The following is a 21,778-nucleotide window of genomic DNA, read 5'->3' on the forward strand; positions in this document are numbered from 1 at the left end:
ATGAAACTTGCTCACTTACTTCTCGCCGTCGCCATCCTCAAGCAGCAGCAAGTTGGCCGTAAAGCCAATCGTGCAGAAAAGCCATCCCATTAGGTAGCAAGTATCCAGCGCTGGTTTCAAAGTTTTTCAGATCCTCAGACTCAGAGAGGATAAGCGAGGCTTCTGATAAATCGCAAATTTCTAATTTAGACAACTCCTCTATGCCCTGCCACAACAGGGCATTTATTTGGGCTTCGGTTTTACCCAGCATCATAGCCGCAACTTTTGGCTGCTTCCCTTTGAGGTAAACAAGGTCAATCGCTGGGTTATTGAGGGATGCGATCGCCTCACGCAGCTTCCCTAATATCTCATCACTCCTGTCAATCGGCGCTTCTTGCCCAACCAGGGTATCGCCCAAGGTTAGGTCGTCTGTGTCATCAAGTTTAGAGTCAAGGCTCCAGATGTATTTTTGATTCCGGGAAGCCCCAAGAGCCTCATCAATTTGGGACTTGCTGATACCCAGATAAAGCGCCACTTCTGCGTCACTAGGACGATGCCCTAAACTGGCAGATAAATGCGATCGCGCCTTCTTAATTTTGGCGCTCATTTCGTGCAATCCACGAGAAATTCTTACAGGGGAAGCTTTGTCGCGGAGGAAGTGCAGAATTTCGCCTTTGATGTAGGGCAGGGCGAAGGATGTAAAGTACTTCTGGTTGGGGTCGTAGCGTTCCACTGCTTTAATGAGTCCGATTGTTGCCAGTCCAAGCAAGTCTTGGTAGCTTTCTTGACAACTCACCACCATTCGATGGGCAACTCTCCTGGCTAGTCCAATGTTAAGTTCAACCAGGTGATTTCGCAGTAGCAAACTGCGTGTCGCGTGATACAGCACAAATATCTCTTTCATCTTTTTGCCCCACCCCATCCCCGCCAACATTACAGTTATGGCGTAGCAATAAAGACTTAGATAATGATATTTATACTGGGCTTACAAAGCTTTAAATTTATCTGACTAGAGGAAAATACGGGAGTAGGCATGAGGCTATCTGGCGGAATCCGCCAGATAGCTAATTGTTCGGTTCGGTGGAGAATTTGTAGCAAGACACGGATTTGTCTACATAGTGAACGCACACATCTTTGTTTGGGTTTTCAGAGAGAGTGTAATCTCTCCACATAACTTTTTCAAAGCCTGATTCAGCTTGCAACTCTTGTACTGCTACTTCGGCGTCACCGTTTTTCCAAGTCACAATGGACACCGATTCAGGTTTAAGCGAATTGAGGTTGATATACTGGCAGGTTGTGTACAAGGCGGTGCTGGCTCCGTTAACTGGTAAATAGTCACCTGTTTTGCACACACTTGGGTCGAAGGCGATGGATGCAGGTGTAACTGTTGGCGTTGGAGTAGATGACGGCGTTGGAGTTGGCTTGACTTCTTTAGTTGTTAGAACTGGGCTTGGTGTTGGCGTGGGTTTTGCCTCAACTCTGGGCTTTGCGATTGGTGTAACTATTGCTATTGGCTCAGACTTTTTAGGAGCTAGTGCGCCAGCAGTGAAGCCGGAAGCCAAGAATACTCCGAAATACAATAGAGAACTTTTTAGGCGTGTACGTTTGTCGCCACGCAGTACAAGTTTAGGGTTAATTAAGCCAATCACAAAAGCGATAAATGAGGCAATGTTAGCCAGAACAAGTAGACCGAGCATGAAAGGACACTCATAGTTTTGAATGTCTTAGCAGATGCTTAGGTTCAATGGTGTGATTTGGATTATGCGATCGCTGTCTTCAGATGCCCAGTCCTGGTACATCCCCAGATTCATCTATTAAACCGCGCGATCGCAACTCCGACAATTCTTCAGCAGTCGGCGGTTTAGCGCTGCCACTCAGCACGTCCATCCATAACTGTGCTGGTGTGATACCACGCTTCCATGCCAAATATCTATTGCGTTCCACGATACGCTTTTCGCGCTCCATCAGCTTGGCTCCCAACAGGCTATCTGCTTGCTGAGTCTCTGTACTACCGCGTTGAAAAGCGTCATTCTTCAGCAAATCTCGATAAATTTCTCCCAGACCAATCCTCAGCCTGTTATCTTCTGCCATAGCCTATTTTGCCCACTTTTGCCCCAAATAATACCATGATAAAACCAATTAATTCTGATTGATGGTATTATCGGCATAAAGAGATGCGCCTCCCAGTGCTGACGACACTGAAAGACGACTTCCCCGACCACAGACATTACCTGTAGAAGGAGCAACTAACATTATGCATCCCCGTGAACTTAGGACAAAGTACAATCTTTCATTGACTCAGTTAGCGTTTTATTTGACATGCGATCGCCGCACCGCAGAGCGCTATTGCTCTAACGAATATCACCCAAGGCAGATTATTTTTCTTGCTTGCTGGCTATTAGACGCTCATTGGCAGCAGGTTGGACGAGTCATACCTCCAGATTTTTTGGTTCCGACAATTTGACGGACAATAACTCGACAATCAACCGCTAGACCCCGCCCTATGGTGGGGTTTTTAATTAGCGTATGGCTGAAACACAACTGAAACATGTTCCAGTAACAATTGAATCAACAGGTTCCACTTAACACTTGATAAATTCACCTTAAATCATCTCAACCAACCTAAAAACATCACCAAAACCCACGAAAAAGAGATTTTGAGGCATTGAATTTAAACAGTGGAACGTGATTGTTTCAGACCTTACATTACCAGTGAAACAAGATGAACAGTGAGCAAAGTTGAGATTTGGGATTTTTTTGACCATCGGTCGGGAGTGCGTAGTCAGTTTGATCCATACTTCCTAAGTCGGGAGCAATGGGCAGATTGTTTAGGAGTTGGGCGGACAACTTTATGGAGATGGGAGCAAAATATTGTCCGCCTTGTAATCGCCATACTTGCTGAATATAAAACCGGACACGGCTACCTTGATAACTATCAGCGCTTCATCCTTGCTGCTATTTACGCTTTGAAAAACGGCTACGTGGAAGAGGGCAGGAGGATGAGTAACGAGGAAGTGAAAGTTTATTTGCGCTCAAAGCGTAGTGAATTAACTAGAGAGCAATTTGAGAATTGGAGAATAGGGAATGGCGTTCACACGATCTGAATTATTTCAAAACTTTGAAGGTGAATACACCACTGAGCAAGTAATTCAGGCATTGTCCAAGCTTGCGGAAATTGATAAACAAGTAGACCCCAATGCAGAATCATTCGATGAATCGATTGTTGAGCAGTTGGAAGATATTTTTGGCATTATTCAGGATGCAGTTGACAGGCAAAAGCTTCTAGCTACAAGTGGATCTAGTCTCACGCCAGTTGAAGACTTGGCTGTTGAATTGGCAGGCGATCGCCTTGACATCCCCAAAGAAGTGTTCAAGGGATTTGTAGAGATTCTGGCGGGCCGGACAATTGCCCAAGCCACCGTCATCCACCAATTCACCAATCAGCTATTTAAAGACGTTCAGGGCGAATTGCAAGCCCGATCCTTGCAAGATGCAACTCAGGAAACGGCCGAGCAAGTTGCCTTCATGATGCAGTTGATTCAGAACCCCCAGACTAGGCAACAAATTGCACAAGATTATGGATTAAAGCCGAATCACCAAGTGGCTACCGAACTTAAAACAGTTACCAACACCACGACTGATTTTGACCCCGATGCATTTCTGGCTGAGGTGAGGCAGTGCGGTCTTGGGGGTTCCCCCCATGAGCAACTGCCGAACCCCGAAGGGGTGTCAGGCGAAAAAAAGTCGATTACACCTGGTTTGAAGATGACCATCCCAGACACGAAATCACTCGTCAAATCCCTGCTATCCCAGTCTTGCTCGACAAACTTGAACGCTCAGGCTTCATGAAATATCTGCAACGAAACCCGATGGCATCGGTATTTTTCTTTGGGTTGTGCGTGTGCCTGGCGCTGTCGTCGGGCAACTTGAAAAATCAGTGGGGTGCGATCGCCTCCCTCCAGCAAAAATCCCAAGAAAATACTTCCAAAGAATGGAACCTCACTCTATCTCAACAGCAGATAGAGACAAACGCCAAAATTGCCGAGGCGCGATACAACAAAGGATGTCGATTGGTGGTTGCTAAAAAATCTCCTGGACAGTTCACAACCCTAACCGAAGGGCGACCAGTTTTTGACCGCGTTCGCAACGCCCCTTTACCCGTGGGGACAGTGGTATGCGATGCCTACGGCAACACCGCCAGAATTATCAATGGTGAGGTGGTGGGCGAGATTGCTTTCACTGGCAACCAAGCAGTGATTGACAAAGTAGTGAAACGCTCAAAAGCTAAGTACTCTTCACCCAATCTGTAGCAATGGAACAATTCATCAAAGAAGCGATTGGCTTGGGTTCCCCACAAATTCAACCAGAGCCGCAGCCACAACCAGATCCAAAGCCAACGGTTACTATTTACGATTTTGGACGCTTGCTATCAGAAAATGAACCAGACAAAAAACAAGAATAATCGGGGTACAGACACCCGTACCTTCATCAGGGTTCTGTACTGGGCAGCAGTGATTTGCGGGATTTGGTTTGCCTATTTAAATATCCAGCCTTATGCCCAAGCAGTAAAGATGATTATTAGTGGCGCGGCGGCTGATACAGCCTTACTCCAATTGATTTACTCTATGCCCTTAATTGGCCCCGCCGCCGCCACAGTTGGCACAGCATTGCACTGGCTAGTGGGCCTGGTGATTTGGGTAGTGGTGCAGACTGTTGAAGTTTTCCCCATCATCCTTAAACGCGATCGCGCCTTCATGCGGACGCTAATAAGCAATGCCCAATCTGCTGATAAATTCGAGATTCGGGAAAACGACGATCCGGCGTTGGCAGCACTAAAGCGTTGGTACAATGCTTTCCCTACACTGACAATGACCACTGCGCGGAATTTGGCATTGTTCGTTTACGCGATCGACTTCTGCTTTTGTGCTTTGGTGTATCCCCCATGCAAAGGTGGATTTGGACAGTTGATGTTTGTTTTGGCTTCAGGTCAATGGGGACAAGTTGACTGGAAGAATGTCACCTTGCTCATCGTTACGCTATTCGCAATTGAGGCAATTATCCACCTTATCTTCTGGCTAGGAGAAATCGCCTACTTCATGAGAGCATCGCATTCGAGATAATTTTTCTTATCAATTACAAATTAAGGCTAAAGCAATGTCACGGAATCAGAATTCAAAAACTGAAATTGTTCTTAACTTCATCGGCAAAGGCGAAAACGATCAAAATTACAGAGAACAGTTTGTAGATGATGAAGAAGACAATAGAGAATGGTTTGACAAGAATTGTGAAGAGATGTCTAAAGAACTCAAGACAGATCCAAGTTGGCCACACGTACCAGCCGAAGCAAGTCCATTAACTTGTGGAGTAAGGTCAAAGAGGATTGGCAGATGAGTAAAGGCACAGTTTACCTAATTAACGCCAAGGGAACAAACCGCTACAAAATCGGTTACACCAATAGACCTTTTGAGCAGCGGCTAACAGAACTCAGCGGTGGTCAAAGTCCTTTCCCTCTGATAGCTACCAAGACAATTCTTGTGGAAGATGCTCACACTATTGAGCTAGGTTTGCACCACAAATTTACTTCGTTTCGCAAGCATGGTGAATGGTTTGAATTTGATAATCGCCAAATCAAGGAAGTGTGCAAGGCAATGGACAAAATGCAAAGTCAAAGGGTGTCTATCCCTAAGCCAATTCCTTTTTTGCTGATGATAGCGGGATTAATCACGCTGCTATCCCCGCTATTCCTGAAGCAGTGTCAGCAGCCCCAATTCAAAACTACTCCCTCAATTCATCGCACAAAGTAATGTCCGCGTTTAACCCCAACTCACGCCAACTGACACCCCAGGAGTGGCAAGCGATCGCAAGCGATTCCATTGAGGACAATGGCTCTCAATACTTGATTATTGGCGGCATAGTGTTGGGGCTTTTTGCTGCGTCCGCTACTGGCTTCCCTCCCACGGGGTTGCTTGTCGTCGGTTGGGGGTTTTATTCAGCTTGGCAGCGTACTAAGCAAGCCAATCGCAATGAGGTGGCAATCAATAATTACAAGTGTGTGGCCCACATCCTGGAGGGGGATAACTTTAGTGATTTCCGCAGCCAAGTAGGGGATGCAGAAGTATTGCGACAAATCCAATGGGCGACAGAGCGCGAATACAAACTGAGTAACGATGCACTCGATTTTCTTGAGCAGCGCGAGAGAGGGGGTTCCCTCACCGTCGGTGGTAGCCTCAACGCATTGGGATTACAAGACCCTTTCTCTACCTCACCAAGTGGAGCGGCTGCTATCTCGTCTCCCACAATCCAAGTACCACAAACCAATACCAGTTACTACACCCCTCCTAGCCGCCAAGAATTTGATGTGATGGGTGAGATGGTAGGCAAGGCAATAAAAAATCAGCTGATAGTCGGCATTCAGGGTGCAGGTAAGGGGATCGTGATTAGTAATGCTCTAGCAGCAGTACAAAAATATCATCCTAATCGTAAAATATTTGTAATCGATCCCAAAGGTAAAGCAGAGGAATCGGGTTACTGGGAAGGGCGCGCAGATTATCTAGAAAGGGCAAAAATTATCGAGATGGAACCCCACGAGGTTGTCGCGTGGGTCAAGGGGTGTTTTGATTTGTACATGAAAGTTCCAGGGGAATGCTTGCTTTTTTTAGATGAAGGCGCAGCTGTTGCTTCCTCATTCAAATCCACTAGAGGAGCGATGGCTTGGCTGAAAAACAAGATTGCTCATTTTGTGAGCTTGGGGGATGGGGATGGCAGAAATTTCTGGATGGCAGTTCAAAACGGTGATACTTCAGATTTGGGTATAAGCGGGGGAATGCGTAGTCAACTCAACCCTTACGTGATTATCAACCCCCAACAAATGAGCGCCTACGAGTCAGTTATCAACCTTGAACTTTTACCCAAAGATAAAAAGCCAACTTCCGAGGCAATCAAAGAAATAGCCAAGCGCAGCCCTGTGGGACGCGCCCTTTTCCACGGGGCAATCAACGAGTGGCTACCAATGCCAAAGATGGAAAATTATTCAGGCTTTGACCGCGATTCCCGCACCTTCATCAATCCTGCGAAGAACCAGACTGAGCTATTAATCCAGAAGTTGCAGCAAAGCAATAAAAACTCTCTTGACAGCTTTATTGCTGAGGATTTGGGCGTTCCCTTGGACAAAAAAGAGCGGATGAGGCAGGGGATACTAGAAGCGATCGCCCTCCACAACCGCAACGACCTACTGCAAAAGTTCGCCTCCTGATGTATCAATCCGCCTAACAAGATTTCGCTTTCTGCTTGGAGCGTACCTCTACCAAGGGAAATCTTCTTCCGTGGATGAACCCCACCAATCCGATGCCCAAAGAAAAGGGATGTTTGCAGCATTAGCTCCTTGATTGGTAGCCCCAACTATTAGCCAGCCTTGGGATTTGTAGTGAGCGATCGCTCTTTGAGATCCAGCAATAATCTCTTGATCGAGAGGATCTGAGATGAATTTTGCCCCTGATTTGGGGCGGCGAACAGTATTATCCAAATCCAGAATTAAAAGTTTCATCAAAAAACCGCCTTTGCTAAATCTCGCATTTCTTGAATAACTGCATCATATTTGTTGGGAGCGATCGCGGTCGTCGAATCATATCCAAATTTTGCAATTGCTCGTCTGACATCCTCATCACTAAGGTGAAGCTCATTGCGTGCGATCGCCCACAATCTTTTGGCTTGAGGTTCGGTAATTGTCTGGGTAGGACTCACGCCAGCCATATCGTGTAAAATAGAGCCTTCTTTATCCTTTCTAGGCTTCTGGGCTAACCCAGCCTCGATTTTTATCTCTTTGGCAACCTTGCGCTTGGTTTCCTCCCAATCTTGGCTATCTGGCTCCACTATTGTTACGTCTAACAAGCACAAAGTACTGTATCTGCGTCCATAACTGATTTTTGCCGCCAAATCTTTAGGATCGTTAAAGTCGGATGGTAGCAAAAACAGCGATTCTAGCTGTTCGCCGCTTTCGTGGCGGAGTGAGGAAATCAGGCAGTACCTACCTTCCACGAAGCCCATTTGATGAGCTACTGCCATTCCATGCTGCGAGAGAATTGGAGTAATGGCAGGCAGAATTTCTTCTAGTTCTGCATAAGTAAAGCTGATTTCCCTGCCTGTTTTGGCGAGGATTTTGACTGTGCGGTTAGCCAATATAGTCGGGATTTCTGCTTTAGCTTTGGCGAGGGCCGCATTAAGTTGGGGTGTTGGTTCATTCATCCTGCTTGACCTTCACTTTCTGCTAGCTCATCCAACAACTTACTCATAAGGCAAATCGCAGCCTTTAGACTACTACCAAACTCCTCTGGATTGTGGATAAAATCGTGTCTATGAGCATAAACATCCTCTGCCAAGGCAAGACAGTCATCGAGAGTGCCAGCAGCTTGTTCAAGCGTCATTTGTTCCGGCTCTGGCTCTACAGCAGAATCCCTGATTTTTCCCAATTCAATTAACAAGAGATTTAGAAAACCATCAGTCTTGCCACCACACAAGAAATCGCTATTTCTTTGAAGTTGCCAATCTTGATAGCTGCCGCCCCATCTAGATATTGTTAGTTTTTCGCCCTTGTATACAAATTCTGCAAAAACGTAGACTGGTGACTGGTACACCGCGCAGATATTGATTCCCAGTTCTTTTTGTAAGTTCGGAGAAATCATCACATCAAAGTCAGAACGAAATTCAAGGATCGCTTCCTCAATTTCTTGTTGCTCTTGAAGCTTTTTCGCCTCAAATTCTGCTTTTATCTTGGCTTGATACTCGCCATAAACCTCATCAATCAGTTGTTCTAAATTCATTTTTTACCCCTTTTTTGGATGAACAAGCTTTATGAAAATTTAGGGGCAATTTACGCTCCCAATAAACTTAATTTTACTTACCGCCTGCCACCGCCTTTATATGGCACATCCTCACCATCGCTGGACGGAGATGAAGGAGTTTGAGCAGCTACAGATGGGCGAGGCACTTGCAAGGCTAACCGAATCAATCGCGTTGGGTCTTTGATAGGAGAAAAAGCGATGCCAAAGGCTGGCTGCGCTAACGCAGTAGGTGCAAAGGTAGCGGTAGATATTGTCAGTACAATGAAACTTGAGATAAACTTCATGGTGTTCATTCCTTGTGTGGGTGGACAGGTGTGATCGCTGTTTCTTGACGGAGAGGGCGATCGCATTTAACTAGGTGGTCAACTGCAATGGGTGCAGATGTCTAAAACTTTTCAATAAACGTAGATTAAGCTACTTGGCAGATAATCTGAAACTCACCGATAACATCATCGTTGTCCATCAGATAGAATTGCTGGTCAAGCAAGGTTTTTATGGTTGCCTGACGCACTTCAACGCCTGCATCGTAGGCAACAAAACTGTTTTTTTCGTAAGAATACAAAATTAGATTTTTCCGGTCTTCTTCAAGCGAGGCTTGCTCTACTAAACTGGGTTTCAGGAAATTCTCTACTGCTATCTGATGCTTGCACTTTGTCCCTCGATGACGACAATCAGCACACCCGCACCGTGAGTTTGGATCTTGATGCTTTGGGCGGACAGTGTAGCGGTTTTGGTTGGTGGAGTTCTCCACCACAAATTCGTCGCCCTGCTGTTCAAGCACAGTGATTGCTTGGGCGCGTGGGGAACGTACTGCTGATTCCAACTTTTGCTTTTCTTGTATCTTTGCAACAGCTACAATTGTCTCTTTAATCATTGCTCCAAAGTCTTCTATCAGTCGCACGCCTGTAAGGTTGGATTTGTAGCCGCCACTAACTCCAACAATTAGGATTTGGATGTCATCAACAACCGCCTCCCATACACCCCCGCGTATGGTCTGCCCGATTTTTTCAAATGCGATCGCTTCCGAGTCACATTGCTTTGGCATTGAGGAAGCATCACGCAATCCGCGATCGTATCCACTGCGATAGCAAGGATCTATTGATTGCATTTCTAGCCCGTTGGTAGCGTCCTGATAGCCCTGCTGATTGTTTTGTAATCGTTGTAAATCGGGCGCAATTTCCTCTGCCTGCTCCTCAACAAATGCTTCGAGTTCAGCCTGAGCAACATCTTGCGACTCGAAAATACTCGCTACCGCAACGCTTACATCTATCTGGCGGAATCCGCCAGATAGCTTTTCAACCTGCGATTTTTGATACTCAACGATCGCATTAGCCCAGACATCTTTATTGCGTTTGTCACCTTCTGGAGCAACGCCTAACGAAAACGCGATCGCTTTGATTTCACCTAACTTGAGTTCTTGAAGCTGTTGAACAGTGTAGATTGAGTGTGTCATTATGGTTTGTACCTGATGTTCGTATTTAGGGTTCCAAAAGGGCGATTCGCTGACGTTTGCGAGACTGGAGCGATCGCCTTTTTGGTGGCATGAATCTAATGTAATGCATTTGCAGTGCAATTGTCAATAATTGCATGACAAAATTCCCAAAGCCTAGTTATATAGCTATAATCAAGCCAAGGTAATGCAATGCAAAAAATATGAAGCTAACGGAGCAAATGACTTTTCGCACGACAGAAGAAATTTTGTCAGCTATCAAAAAGCTAGCCAAGAACTCTGACAAAAGCGTTTCTCAGATAATCAATGATCTACTGGCAGCAGCCTTGGGAATTGACGATGAAAGTAAAGATGGAAGCGACGAGCTTGACAGAATACGCCAGGAAATGCGCCAGGAAATACAGCAAGTGCGGACAGAACTTGAACAGCTATTTTTCCAAAAACAGCAGGAAGCGCTAAAAAAATAGAGAGCCTGAGAGAAGAAAATCAATCTCTCAGGCAGCAGCGTGATCGCATTTTAAAAATGCTTAAAGAAGACCCGCCTTCGTCAAACGACAAGGCGGGTTAATTTTTCTAAATCTATTAACCATTGCACTCTAATTGCAATGCACTATAATCAGTCTAACAGCGAATAGCAAATGTCATCACTCATGCGCTATTCCTCTACTGACATAAGCAAGAGAAACAAGTACCTAGCTGGGTAGTCGCAAGACATTACGTAAAAGTCGCCCTGGTTAGGAGATACTCTTTGCACCAAATTCTATCTGGCGGATTCCGCCAGATAGAATCACTGGACTGGGGAAAACTAAACGGCAGTTGCTCATGCGGGAAACCCCCTCTTACCGCACTGCCTTCCCATGCTCACCGAATACAACTCCCAAGACGCCCAACGCTTACATACGGCAAAGCTTGCTCGATTTCAAACTTTTGTCCTTACTGACCTCAATATCACAGTCAATGAAGACTGCCTCATCTTCCGAGGCGCTGATCCTAACATTGTCATCGCCCAATCCAATAGCTTGATACAGCAAGCTGCCATCATCCTCGGCACTTCCAAACTGAAAATATACGACACTGCCAGCAACCTGTTACTTGCGGCTGAACTAAAATCAGAGGAAATACATAAAAGCGAGGAAGCTATGACAGTAGCAACAGTTTCCAGATCGGTAGAGTTTGATTTAGCTCCAACTCAAGAAATGCCCAACGTGGTGCCCTGGAATCGGATTACCTCAATCACTGGCGAAACAGAAGAGGAACTGCGACTTCGCCTTCAGGCATTGGGCACACCCTTTTACTGGAGCGATGATTCATGGGCAGTAGCTCATGAAACGGCATCTCAACTAGTGATTCACTTTCGCATGGAGCAGGGGCGGCATGAGGCAGCAACATTGCTGACCGAAGAGCAGACTAACGGACGTAAGCAAGAGCCAAAAGCTAAAACTGATAACGGTAGCGTGAGCAACGCAGAACCGTCAAAGCCCGAATTTCAGCCACTTAAGAGAGGTGTTACGCCAACACTCGAAAAATACCTCACTTTCGCTGGTGACACCGAGTCAAAAAGAGCAGAAATTTTGGGCGACATCGCCCAGGAAAACACCAAGGGTAAGCGTCACTTGACCAAAATTGTTAACTCCTATCCGCCAGATATGGAAAAACCCACACGTGGAGAATTTCAAGTTGCTGCTAAAAAGTTGATGGCGAAGAGAGCCAAACAACTTACAAGTGTTGCTGAAACTTCTGAAACAGAAGAAGCGGTAGCAGAATAATTGTCAAATTAGCTCAAAATTAGCTCAGTGAATTTTTACACTTTCTAGAAGCTATGCAGACAATACATTTTAGATTTTTACACTACTGCCTTACAAGCAGGATGTCATCAGTTCGAGTCTGGTACTGCCCATTCAGTAAATTAAGGCTAGAGACAGCTTAAATGCAGTTTCTAGCCTTTTTAGATTTGTGGTATTCCTTAATTATGGCAGAGGACGCTGACGAATCTGATCGCGCTCTAATACCGTGAACTGCTCCTCAAATTGCAATCCTTCTATCTCTAGTAAGGACTTGAGTGAAAATAAAGTACCAATAAACCGAGTTTCGACTGCGCTCAACTCTCGACATCTGAGGGTTGAGCGCAGCGATGCACTGAGCGCAATCGAAGGTCGAAACCCTCCTGGCTGGGACACTATTAACCCGCAGATCCCTAAATTTAACAATAGTGTGGCTGGCTCCTCTGGAATATGGGGGCGAAACCGCAGATAAATCACACCCGTTGGTGATGGTAATCTTAAGCGATAGATGAGTTCGCCATAGTCGCGATAAAACCTTAAAATCACCCGTTGCTCATTAGCGGCACGATTCAAAACCTCGGTATCTTCAATACCTGGACAATCCTCTGTCACCGAGGCAACATCATAGCCCGCTTGCCGTAGCAGCCGCACACTGGGAAGTGGAAAGTTCTCATTCGCCAGAAACCGCATTACTTGGCCTCAATAGACAGCAATGGTGTGTAGAATACATCCTCTTTGAGACACTCCGCGGCAAATGCGAACACAGCTTGGATTGCAGGAGCGCTGAGAGTTGGATAGCTTTCTGTAACTTGCTGTTCTGTCCAACCTTCGGCAAACAACCCTAATATGAATTCCACAGATAGCCGCGTTCCTTTGACGACAGGCTTTCTAAGGAGAATTTTCGGGTCTGAATGAATATAAGTTCTCCAATCCATACCAGTTTACCTTTATCGGGCTTCATTTATTATGAGCGATACCTACGGCGGGTTGCGCCAACGCACCAGTAAGATATTCTGCATTTTTATCAGATTCGTCAAAAATGCAGCAGTTGGAAAATAACTTTGCTATGGCAACAATTGACCCAAACTCAAACAATTAATCACTAGTTAATACTGAAGCCAGAAGGTCAGGACGAGACAGGTGTGGGCAATGTCCAGAAGGTAGTTCAATGGCATCGACTCCTAAACGCTTGCGTGCGGCGTAGCGTGACCATGTAGGAGATATTATTCGGTCATTGGTACAAACAATATATTTACGTTCAACATCTGGCAAAGCTTTTAGAGGATTTGTTTCAAATATATATGCCATAGATTGTTGCGAACGACTTTTCGAGATTGCCCACTGTGCTACATCTGGTTGACAATCATGAAAAAAAAACTCCCTTAATACTGCTTCGTCTGAATAATCTTTACCTACGGAAGCTGGTTCATAAATATCAGGCTCATCGTGGAACTGTTCGAGTTTACTTAGCTCTTTTGGCTGGTAATTGAATGATTTGAGCATATCAGAATCAAGACGATGAGAAAACTGGTCGAGTGTACTGACTCCAGGATATGGAAGTAGCGCCGCCACAAACACTAGTTGACGCACTTTTACCGCTTCTGCAACCAAGGGAATTATAGTACCAGCCATTGAGTGACCGACTAGGACAATATCATCATCAGTTTTTGGCAGCGCTTGAATTACTACATCTGCAAATTGGGACAAAGTAGCAGATGCATTTTCAATTGGCAAATCCATTGCTACGGTTTTGTGACCCTGCGCTTCTAAGTATGGAATTAGCAAATCCCAACACCAAGTGGCTTGGAAAGCACCGTGAACTAGACAATATAGACTCATATCAATCGAATAGTGGTAAGTAGGTAGACATAATTAAATATAAAATAAACTCCTAGTTTGTAGTGAGCGATTTATCGCTCAGAGCAAGGATTATCAGGACTAAAGTCCTTACTACAAACTTATGCCTAGATACTTAATGGTGAACGAGTTGTTTAACTTATCTTATTTTTTAGCAAATTTTCAAACTTGACCAGGTAAGTTACATCAACACCTGCTATATATTCAAACAGCAGTTAAAACAGCCTGAAAAGGTTGCAATAAAATACCCAAAATTTTATCAACTTCTTTAATATAATACTCAGTCGAATCTATATAAACAGTCGTCCCTTCTAAAAATAAAAACTTCCAGTTAGTTCCGCTAGTAACCGAGCCATAAATTCGCCCAAATTCATTGCCTTGATTTTGATTGAACAGCTGCGCTGCAATCATTGCCGCTACGCATTGACCCAGACCGCCGATAATATCTTCTTTTTTTGCTTCAAAAATAAACATTACCGGAGCAGAAATAAATAATTGTTCTTGGGAATGGCTGATGATGTAATTGCAAAAACCTTGCAAGCCTTGAGTTGCATCAACATTAAATTCATTTCCCGAAAATAGGGAGATTTTATTATTTAATAATCGTCTGATCTCTGCAATAATTGGTGCAATTAAAAACTCTGACCTTGCTTTTTCGGTTGAAATTGCAGTTGCTAAAGGGATGTAATCTATTAAAATTGTTCTGAGTGTTTCTGATGGTGTAACAGGTTTTGTATCAGCAAATAAATTCCGAGTTTCATCGAGTGTTAAATCAAAACTCTTTTTCACCTTGGCGAGACTAAAATCGCTGTATGCCATCCTTTTGCCTTGTGATTATCTATCATTAGGGTAATGTCCCCTTGTCACCTTTAACTTTATTCGCCAACTCTTTCGCCCTCGCCTGGGAATCAAACTTTAATTTATTATCCCAATGCTGTGCTTTGTTGAACTTTTCAACAGCGCCATTAATATCATCATTTCGTGCTAACTTCTCACCTTGGATGACTAATACTGTAGCACCTTGCGCCAAACGAGATGGAGTTTGGCATGATTGCAACTCTTCTAACACTTCTGGATGGCCAATGAAGTAATTATTCAGCAAGTTGCAACCACTGTGTAATAAATTATCGAAATCCAAATCCCATAAAATTATTGTTTTGTCAGCACTAGCAGAAGTTAACTGTTGTCCATTGGGGCTGTAAACCACACTCTCGACTACATTACTATGACCAGTCAGAGATTTGAGAAGTTGACCACTGCTGACATCCCAGATTTTGATGGTCTTGTCATCACTAGCAGAAGCTAACTGTTGTCCATTGGTACTGAAGACCACGCTATTGACCCAACCAATATGACCAGTCAGCGTTTTGAGGAGTTGACCACTGCTGACATCCCAGATTTTGATGGTATTGTCATCACTAGCAGAAGCTAACTGTTGTCCATTGGGGTTGTAGGCGACGCTATTGACCGCACTGCCATGACCAGTCAGCGTTTTGAGGAGTTTACCACTGCTGACATCCCAGATTTTGATAGTCTTGTCATCACTAGCAGAAGCTAACTGTTGTCCATTGGGACTGTAGACCACGCTAAAGACAGCACTGCTATGACCAGTGAGTGATTTGAGGAGTTTACCACTGCTGACATCCCAGATTTTGATAGTCTTGTCAAGACTAGCAGAAGCTAACTGTTGTTCATTGGGACTGTAGACCACACTAATGACCGAATTGCTATGATCAGTCAAAGTTTGGAGGAGTTTGCTGCTAGTGACATCCCAGATTTTGATGGTCTTGTCATAACTAGCAGAAGCTAACTGTTGTCCATTGGGGCTATACACCACGCTACTGACCAAATCGCTATGACCAGTCAGAGATTTGAGAAGTTGACCACTGCTGACATCCCAGATTTTGATGGTCTTGTCATAACTAGCGGAAGCTAACTGTTGTCCATTGGGGCTGTAGACTACGCTAATGACCGAATTGCTATGACCAGTAAGCATTTTGAGGGGTTGACCTCTGCTGACATCCCAGATTTTGATAGTGTTGTTGTCAAGACTAGCGGAAGCTAACTGTTGTCCATTGGGGCTATAGACCACACGACTAACCGCATTGCTATGACCAGTCAGAGTTTGGAGGAGTTTGCCTCTGCTGACATCCCAGATTTTGATGGTCTTGTCAGCACTAGCAGAAGCTAACTGTTGTCCATTGGGGCTGTAGGCAATGCTATTGACCCAAATACTATGACCAGTCAGGGGTTTGAGGAGTTTGCCGCTAGTGACATCCCAGATTTTGATGGTCTTGTCATAACTAGCAGAAGCTAATTGTTGTCCATTGGGGCTGTAGACCACGCTACTGACCAAATCGCTATGACCAGTCAGGGTTTTGAGGAGTTTGCCGCTAGTGACATCCCAGATTTTGATGGTCTTGTCATAACTAGCAGAAGCTAACTGTTGTCGATTAGGGCTGTAGACCACGCTAACGACCTCACTGCTATGACCAGTCAGGGTTTTGAGGAGTTTGCCGCTACTAACATCCCAGATTTTGATGGTCTTGTCATCACCAGCAGAAGCTAACTGTTGTCCATTGGGGCTGTAGACTACGCTAATGACCGAATTGCTATGACCAGTCAGAGTTTTGAGGAGTTTGCCGCTACTAACATCCCAGATTTTGATGGTCTTGTCAGTACTAGCAGAAGCTAACTGTTGTCCATTAGGGCTGTAGACCACGCTATAGACAGACTCGCTATGACCAGTTAAGGTTTTTATGAGTTTACCACTGCCGACATCCCAGATTTTGATAGTTTTGTCATAACTGGCAGAAGCTAACTGTTGTCTATTGGGACTGAATGCGACGCTAATGACCCCATTGCTATGACCTTCTAAAGTATTTACCTCTATAGGACGGTTTTCTTTCTTCTCATTTGGCTGTAAGTAAACTGCTTGCCGTAAAGTTGCTACAGTTTGCATTCGGGTATCGCTTCTGTGCTGTGCCCAAATTGTATGCTTGAGTTTATTACTTGCCTTTAAGGCTGTTATTAAAGCATCTGAATATTGTCCAGAGGCAAAAAAGGCTTCAGAAGAGTTATTGATGGCGTTAATTAGCTGAACATTTGCCTCTACTGTCCACTGGAATGTTACCACTGCCAACCCAGCAAATCCTAAACCTGCGGAGATGGAACTAAAAAGGGCGCGTTTGAGAAAGTTATTTAGTTTCGCTTCACTCAGTTTTCTTTGTTTTCGTTCCTTTTCCAGTTCTGCCATTACCTGCTTTAACTTCGGTTCTTGTTGCTGGCGGATAAAGGCGGCAATGTAGTCATGTACCAGTTGATAATGGTCAGCCGGGTTTTCTGGTAGCAAAACCACTAAGCCGGATTGAACAAAAATTTCTAACACTAAATCTAATTGACTTATTTCAGAAGCTTGTTTCTCCCTAGCTTCTGACCCTCCCTGAAGTTCTGAGCGACGAAAGCCGCGGCTCAGACTTACTTTTGCCTGCTGCGATCGCCTTAAAAAAGATGTAAAAAGAATAAAGCCCCCTTTTTTAAGAGGGATTGGGGCAATCTCGAAGAAGTACGGGAGCAAATCGCGTTCCAACTCAGCGCGAGTCTTTAGAGGGCGAGTTCCTTTTTCATCGGTCAGCAAATAGAGTAATATGTCTGCTGCTTGCTGATTCTCAACACCGCAATCATTAACAACTTCATGCAAATAACGTTTAACCAATTCGTCCTTAGTACCACGCTGCCGATATTCTGCCAGAGTTGTAATATTCTCCGTTTGCAGTTGCGCCCCCACAACCTGCAACTCAATAGGACGAACTTCACCCAATTCTCTGGCTAAATCTTGTACCAGTTGTTCAACTAAAGCTGATTCTAAACGAAAACTAGTATTTTCAGTTAAACGCTGAATAATTGACTTTGTATCAGCAGGTGAAAAATTCCCCAACTTGTAAAGCACATTATTACTGAGAATGTCATTGCCAATAATCTTGAGACTGGACAAATCATTGCACTCCAGCAAGTAATGAATGTAATCCACCCGCAGCGATAAGATAACTTTCACCGATAGAACATTCAAACACTCTCCCAAAAACTCAAAGAATTGCTTTCTTTGTGCAGGTTCGGTGTAAACAAAGAAAAATTCCTCAAATTGATCAAAAATTAGCACTGTGCGGAGGTTACGCTGTTCGTTTTTGCGCAGTTGGGTGATTAGGAAGTTAGGAGTTAGGAGTGAGGAGTGGGGATTTTGAGTATTGGAGGTCGAAGTTTTAAGTTCTGAGGTCGAAGTTCCGAGTTCTGAGGCTGAAATTTTGAGTTCAGGGGTCGAAGTTTTGAGTTCCGAGGTCGAAGTTTTGAGTTCAGTGGTCGAAGTTTGGAGTTCTGAGGTCGAACGTTGAGGTTCTGAAGCGGAAGTTTTGAGTTCCGAGGTTGAAGTTCCGAGTTCCGAGGTTGAAGTTCCGAGTTCCGAGGTTGAAGTTCCGAGTTCTGAGGCTGAAAGTTGAGGTTCTAACTCTCCCCATTCTCCAGTTCCTCCCAAAAGCCTCCCCAACTCTTCCACCCAGTTGGTGTAAACGCGCATTACCACCTAGGCAAATAATCTTGAGTGCCGATTGCTTTATTCTTTAAAGCTGGCATTAGTCCCGCATTTACCAGGGAACTTTTGCCTACACCCGATTGCCCATGAATTACTATCAACTTATAATCAGGGCGACCCATGCGTTCAATTAAACGTTCTACATCCAAAAGACGACCAGATGCAGCAATTTCTGGGGCAATATTTCCTTGGGGAGAGTTTGAGCGCAATGTCTCTACAAATGCCTGTTTTGTTGCTTCTAACCTACCCGCACCAATAAAAGCCCGCAAGCCAAATTGCTGTTCAATGGAACGCCGCTGCTGTTTAATTTTGTATGCTTTGAGATATTTTTTCTGTTCAAAATAAAGCTGCTGCAAAAATCTGAGAATATCCAAGTAAAGCCTGACATCTTCTAGGGGATTACCCACATCTTTAGCAGTTTCTAAGCTGAGGGTTGCCTCTTGAATTTGACCGAGATGGTATTGAGAACGACCTAGAATAAATCGATACAAGCTCAAGTCTTTTGATTTTAAAACCCTTTCGGAAATATCAGATAAAATCCCTGATATATTAGCTGATTCCAAATCTGGAATCGTAGCAAAAACTTCTAATGCTTGTTTAACTAACTGATTTGCTTTAACCCAGTTTTTTTGAGCTAAAGCCACCTCAGCTAAAAAACCATAATCTTTGGCTATTTCCCTTGGCTGCTTGTTATTTTGATGGATTAATAAAGCTTGTTCTGAAAGACTATGTAATATTTCCCACTTTTTCAAGTCTCGCAAAATATCACCAAATTTAACTACTGAACTAGCAATTAAATCTGGACTTTTAAACTGGCTAATAAAATTTATATACTCTTGAAGATAATGCCAAGTTGTCTGCCAGTCTTGAGAATTGATATCTTGATGCTTCAAAGCTTTGAGATAATAGCAAAAGCTAATCTCAGCGAGGATTTTTACCTGTCTTTCTAAATTATAACTTTGTTGCCAGAGCTTATAAGCTTTGTGATAATGTTGTAGTGCCGAATCTTTCTGATTGTTTATCTGTTTAACAAAACCTAAGAGAGATTCTAAGTTAGCTTGAATTTGTAAATTATAAACATCTGGCTTGTTGAGTAAATATCTTTGCGCCGCTTCTAATTCATTTTCCAGCTTAATATATACATCGAAGCTAAATTTTAAGTTATTACTAAACCACTGATTAGCTGTTTCAATAATAAAATCTACTAATTGTTGGGTTGATATATCAAAATTTCTCGTAGTTGCCCAACTTTCCAAATCTGGTGCAAGCTGTATTAGTTGCTTGTAGATTTCATCGTCAATCCACAACACTAAGGGAAAAGCAAAATTCTTGCGAAACTCCTCCCGCACCTGATTCGCAGAAGTTAACATCACAGATAAATTCTGCACTGATTCCAAACCCACAACCATCACACAGGCTGGTATTTCTTCGCCGAATTCTTCCTGAATGGTAGTATAAAGAGTTCTGTTTGATTCCTGCACTGCCAAGATACGAATTTCGACTTGGCAAATTTCTTGCAATTTAGAGATTAAGCGATCGCGCAAGCTAGCATAATTACACCGTGCCAATATCAGCTTAAACTGTCCCACAGAGGATTCAATCGCCCAAGCTAATTGTTTCAGAGAGCGCTCGTTGTTTACATGGTCATCTTCTGGTGATTGCGAGTCTGCCATAAGTTGATGTGCTTTTCAGGTGCGAATTTTTACTATATGTTTTGACGTTGAGTCAACATATCCCGCCTTGCACTCAAGTACAAGGCTAATAGCTGAAGTCCACTTTAGTGGACTGGAAAGAATTATTAGTCCTCTTGAGAGGACTTTAGCTATTAGCCTCGGAATTTATTCCCAGGCGGGTGAGTGGATAAGCGAAAGATACCTTACTGCAACTCCCTTGCTTCTGCCAAAACGGGATTAACATCAAACCAAGACTCGCCACCATCCCGATATTCAAACACAAACCGACTGCGGATCAGTTTTTGATATCCGTGGTCATCACTCACCTTTTTCCTTTCTTTGACATGACGTAACAATTGCCACTCATCCTCAGAAATCGGTAACATGATTTCATTCCGCCGAGAACGAATAACTTGCTCTAAGGTTTCACGGGTTAGGGGAAGACTCATCTCTTCCATAATCCAGGTATTCAGCAGCCTCAGCACGTCCCGCACATGACCACCGCTCATTTGACACAAGCGTTCTAAGCTAGTAGCATTATCAAAAATCTCGGTAACTTTATTTAAACGCTCCTCTGGTGTCAAGTCAGGAAAAGCTCTAGCCAGTACCATCTGCTGCATGAGTGACATTCCCTGTGTATGAACACTGCCATCAGACCATTGCACAGGAACCATTGGTAACACCTTGGGGTCTTCTGGGAAACGCTGAGTCAGCATTCCGTAATCATTGGAAAACTTCAACGACAAAGGCATGGTGTAGATGAGATGACAATTCAGCTTCGTCAAAAACTCACCCTGATCGACAAATAAATATTCCTGTTGCGGACGACCCCAAGGTTTGGCACGATTATCTATGCGGTCAAGATTATCGACAATTACCACCAGACCATTTTTACCTTGCTGTTTGAGTTTAGCGATCGCAGGTTCCAATAATTCTTGATTAATCGCTTCCAGCAACTTAGTTTTTTGCGGTGCTAAATACTGATTAAGTTTTTCTCGCAGTGTTGGGTCATTTTTCATCTTCGCGGTGATTTCCCCAATCCCTACAGACAGAGAAAACTTTTCTTTATCTGCCGATAAACCCACATCACCAAGCACCGGAAGCTTAACTTTTCCCGCCGTCACCTCGGAGTTTAATACCTTCCAAGCACCTTGCAGCAACTCATTAAACTTGTTGGGTTCCTCTAGGGTAATTTTATCCAGACTTTGACTCACCCGCCGAGCGATCGCTAGCAGCACATCAGCAATATCGACATCAGTCATTTCCAAGTCATCACTAGACTCAAAATAGACCACATGAAAACCTAACTTTTCCAGTTCTGCCTGTAACCGTAATAGTTCTGTCGATTTACCACAACCAATATGCCCAGTAAATAAAGTACAAGTGGGTTCATTCGGCTTAAAAAAAGTAATCTTCTGCTTCAGCTTGCCCAGAATATCACCACCTCGTACCGAGGAAAAATCTATATAATACTTGCCATCAGAGCTATTGTTGACAAACAGAGTTCTGCTGGGATCGCTAGCCTGATAAAATTCCCGTAAATCTATGGACATAACCTGGTAGTGCAATAATCTGGTATTGTCTTAACATATCCTTGTGGAAAAGGATAAAGTTAT

General features: G+C 44.0%; 24 protein-coding genes and 1 pseudogene. 11 read left to right on the forward strand and 14 right to left on the reverse strand.

From position 1 onward, the window contains the following. Positions 1-37: 37 nt before the first annotated feature. The 3 genes from QUD05_RS16705 to QUD05_RS16715 all read right to left on the reverse strand — a co-directional run bounded on the left by QUD05_RS16705 (position 38) and on the right by QUD05_RS16715 (position 2,070). Positions 38-883 (reverse strand): sigma-70 family RNA polymerase sigma factor, encoded by an 846-nt coding sequence (locus QUD05_RS16705; protein ID WP_289797048.1) that lies wholly within the window; start codon positions 881-883, stop codon positions 38-40. Between the two features lie 160 nt (positions 884-1,043). Further along, positions 1,044-1,676, reverse strand: coding sequence for a hypothetical protein (locus QUD05_RS16710; protein WP_289797049.1), 633 nt, complete (start codon positions 1,674-1,676; stop codon positions 1,044-1,046). Positions 1,677-1,755: 79 nt separating this feature from the next. Then, entirely contained in the window at positions 1,756-2,070 is a 315-nt protein-coding gene (locus QUD05_RS16715; protein WP_289797050.1) for a hypothetical protein, read from the reverse strand. Positions 2,071-2,233: 163 nt separating this feature from the next. Here QUD05_RS16715 and QUD05_RS16720 point away from each other — a divergent pair, with 163 nt between their 5' ends. The 9 genes from QUD05_RS16720 to QUD05_RS16760 all read left to right on the forward strand — a co-directional run bounded on the left by QUD05_RS16720 (position 2,234) and on the right by QUD05_RS16760 (position 7,231). Further along, positions 2,234-2,443 carry a hypothetical protein gene (locus tag QUD05_RS16720; RefSeq protein WP_289797051.1) on the forward strand — a complete coding sequence of 70 codons (210 nt, stop codon included), beginning with the start codon at positions 2,234-2,236 and terminating at the stop codon, positions 2,441-2,443. A 265-nt stretch (positions 2,444-2,708) separates the two neighbouring features. Further along, positions 2,709-3,083 carry a hypothetical protein gene (locus QUD05_RS16725; protein WP_289797052.1) on the forward strand — a complete coding sequence of 125 codons (375 nt, stop codon included), beginning with the start codon at positions 2,709-2,711 and terminating at the stop codon, positions 3,081-3,083. Further along, positions 3,064-3,828, forward strand: a complete 765-nt coding sequence (locus QUD05_RS16730; RefSeq protein ID WP_289797053.1) for a hypothetical protein — start codon at positions 3,064-3,066, stop codon at positions 3,826-3,828. The genes QUD05_RS16725 and QUD05_RS16730 overlap by 20 nt, the downstream gene beginning before the upstream one ends. Next, entirely contained in the window at positions 3,825-4,289 is a 465-nt protein-coding gene (locus QUD05_RS16735; RefSeq protein ID WP_289797054.1) for a hypothetical protein, read from the forward strand. The genes QUD05_RS16730 and QUD05_RS16735 overlap by 4 nt, the downstream gene beginning before the upstream one ends. Before the next feature lie 2 nt (positions 4,290-4,291). Continuing rightward, a complete protein-coding gene (locus tag QUD05_RS16740; RefSeq protein ID WP_289797055.1) occupies positions 4,292-4,441 on the forward strand; it encodes a hypothetical protein in 150 nt (49 codons plus the stop codon). After that, positions 4,416-5,099: a hypothetical protein gene (locus tag QUD05_RS16745; RefSeq protein WP_289797056.1), complete on the forward strand. Its 684-nt coding sequence runs from the start codon at positions 4,416-4,418 to the stop codon at positions 5,097-5,099. Before QUD05_RS16740 ends, QUD05_RS16745 begins: the two co-directional genes overlap by 26 nt. Before the next feature lie 34 nt (positions 5,100-5,133). Next, positions 5,134-5,370, forward strand: a complete 237-nt coding sequence (locus QUD05_RS16750) for a hypothetical protein (RefSeq protein ID WP_289797057.1) — start codon at positions 5,134-5,136, stop codon at positions 5,368-5,370. Then, positions 5,367-5,783: a GIY-YIG nuclease family protein gene (locus QUD05_RS16755; RefSeq protein WP_289797058.1), complete on the forward strand. Its 417-nt coding sequence runs from the start codon at positions 5,367-5,369 to the stop codon at positions 5,781-5,783. Before QUD05_RS16750 ends, QUD05_RS16755 begins: the two co-directional genes overlap by 4 nt. Continuing rightward, positions 5,783-7,231, forward strand: a complete 1,449-nt coding sequence (locus QUD05_RS16760; RefSeq protein ID WP_289797059.1) for a hypothetical protein — start codon at positions 5,783-5,785, stop codon at positions 7,229-7,231. The genes QUD05_RS16755 and QUD05_RS16760 overlap by 1 nt, the downstream gene beginning before the upstream one ends. Positions 7,232-7,279: 48 nt before the next feature. On the opposite strand, the gene QUD05_RS16765 is transcribed toward QUD05_RS16760, so the two are convergent. The 5 genes from QUD05_RS16765 to QUD05_RS16785 all read right to left on the reverse strand — a co-directional run bounded on the left by QUD05_RS16765 (position 7,280) and on the right by QUD05_RS16785 (position 10,269). Further along, positions 7,280-7,522 carry a hypothetical protein gene (locus tag QUD05_RS16765; protein ID WP_289797060.1) on the reverse strand — a complete coding sequence of 81 codons (243 nt, stop codon included), beginning with the start codon at positions 7,520-7,522 and terminating at the stop codon, positions 7,280-7,282. Next, complete coding sequence (locus tag QUD05_RS16770; RefSeq protein ID WP_289797061.1) at positions 7,522-8,220, reverse strand: ERF family protein; 699 nt, start codon at positions 8,218-8,220, stop codon at positions 7,522-7,524. The genes QUD05_RS16765 and QUD05_RS16770 overlap by 1 nt, the downstream gene beginning before the upstream one ends. After that, on the reverse strand, positions 8,217-8,795 hold the full coding sequence (locus tag QUD05_RS16775) for a hypothetical protein (RefSeq protein WP_289797062.1): 579 nt from the start codon (positions 8,793-8,795) through the stop codon (positions 8,217-8,219). Before QUD05_RS16775 ends, QUD05_RS16770 begins: the two co-directional genes overlap by 4 nt. A gap of 77 nt (positions 8,796-8,872) precedes the next feature. Further along, a complete protein-coding gene (locus QUD05_RS16780; RefSeq protein WP_289797063.1) occupies positions 8,873-9,100 on the reverse strand; it encodes a hypothetical protein in 228 nt (75 codons plus the stop codon). Positions 9,101-9,225: 125 nt separating this feature from the next. Further along, positions 9,226-10,269 carry a hypothetical protein gene (locus tag QUD05_RS16785; protein WP_289797064.1) on the reverse strand — a complete coding sequence of 348 codons (1,044 nt, stop codon included), beginning with the start codon at positions 10,267-10,269 and terminating at the stop codon, positions 9,226-9,228. Between the two features lie 218 nt (positions 10,270-10,487). On the opposite strand from QUD05_RS16785, the gene QUD05_RS16790 reads away from it, so the two are divergent. After that, the gene (locus QUD05_RS16790) at positions 10,488-10,733 is read left to right on the forward strand and encodes a hypothetical protein (RefSeq protein WP_289797065.1); all 246 of its coding nucleotides are present in this window, start codon (positions 10,488-10,490) and stop codon (positions 10,731-10,733) included. A gap of 390 nt (positions 10,734-11,123) precedes the next feature. Next, positions 11,124-12,032, forward strand: a complete 909-nt coding sequence (locus QUD05_RS16795; protein WP_289797066.1) for a hypothetical protein — start codon at positions 11,124-11,126, stop codon at positions 12,030-12,032. Positions 12,033-12,233: 201 nt separating this feature from the next. On the opposite strand, the gene QUD05_RS16800 is transcribed toward QUD05_RS16795, so the two are convergent. The 6 genes and pseudogenes from QUD05_RS16800 to QUD05_RS16830 form a co-directional block, all read right to left on the reverse strand. Then, positions 12,234-12,737, reverse strand: coding sequence for a DUF5615 family PIN-like protein (locus QUD05_RS16800; protein WP_289797067.1), 504 nt, complete (start codon positions 12,735-12,737; stop codon positions 12,234-12,236). Further along, on the reverse strand, positions 12,737-12,982 hold the full coding sequence (locus QUD05_RS16805; RefSeq protein WP_289797068.1) for a DUF433 domain-containing protein: 246 nt from the start codon (positions 12,980-12,982) through the stop codon (positions 12,737-12,739). The genes QUD05_RS16800 and QUD05_RS16805 overlap by 1 nt, the downstream gene beginning before the upstream one ends. A gap of 160 nt (positions 12,983-13,142) precedes the next feature. Continuing rightward, entirely contained in the window at positions 13,143-13,886 is a 744-nt protein-coding gene (locus tag QUD05_RS16810; protein ID WP_289797069.1) for an alpha/beta fold hydrolase, read from the reverse strand. Positions 13,887-14,108: 222 nt separating this feature from the next. Continuing rightward, the gene (locus tag QUD05_RS16815; RefSeq protein WP_289797070.1) at positions 14,109-14,723 is read right to left on the reverse strand and encodes a hypothetical protein; all 615 of its coding nucleotides are present in this window, start codon (positions 14,721-14,723) and stop codon (positions 14,109-14,111) included. Positions 14,724-14,748: 25 nt separating this feature from the next. After that, positions 14,749-20,162: pseudogene (locus QUD05_RS16820) on the reverse strand (WD40 domain-containing protein). A gap of 203 nt (positions 20,163-20,365) precedes the next feature. Beyond that, a complete protein-coding gene (locus QUD05_RS16830) occupies positions 20,366-21,715 on the reverse strand; it encodes a P-loop NTPase fold protein (protein ID WP_289797073.1) in 1,350 nt (449 codons plus the stop codon). Between the last annotated feature and the right edge of the window lie 63 nt (positions 21,716-21,778).

This window comes from Nostoc sp. GT001 (assembly GCF_030382115.1).
Taxonomy (GTDB): Bacteria; Cyanobacteriota; Cyanobacteriia; order Cyanobacteriales; family Nostocaceae; genus Nostoc.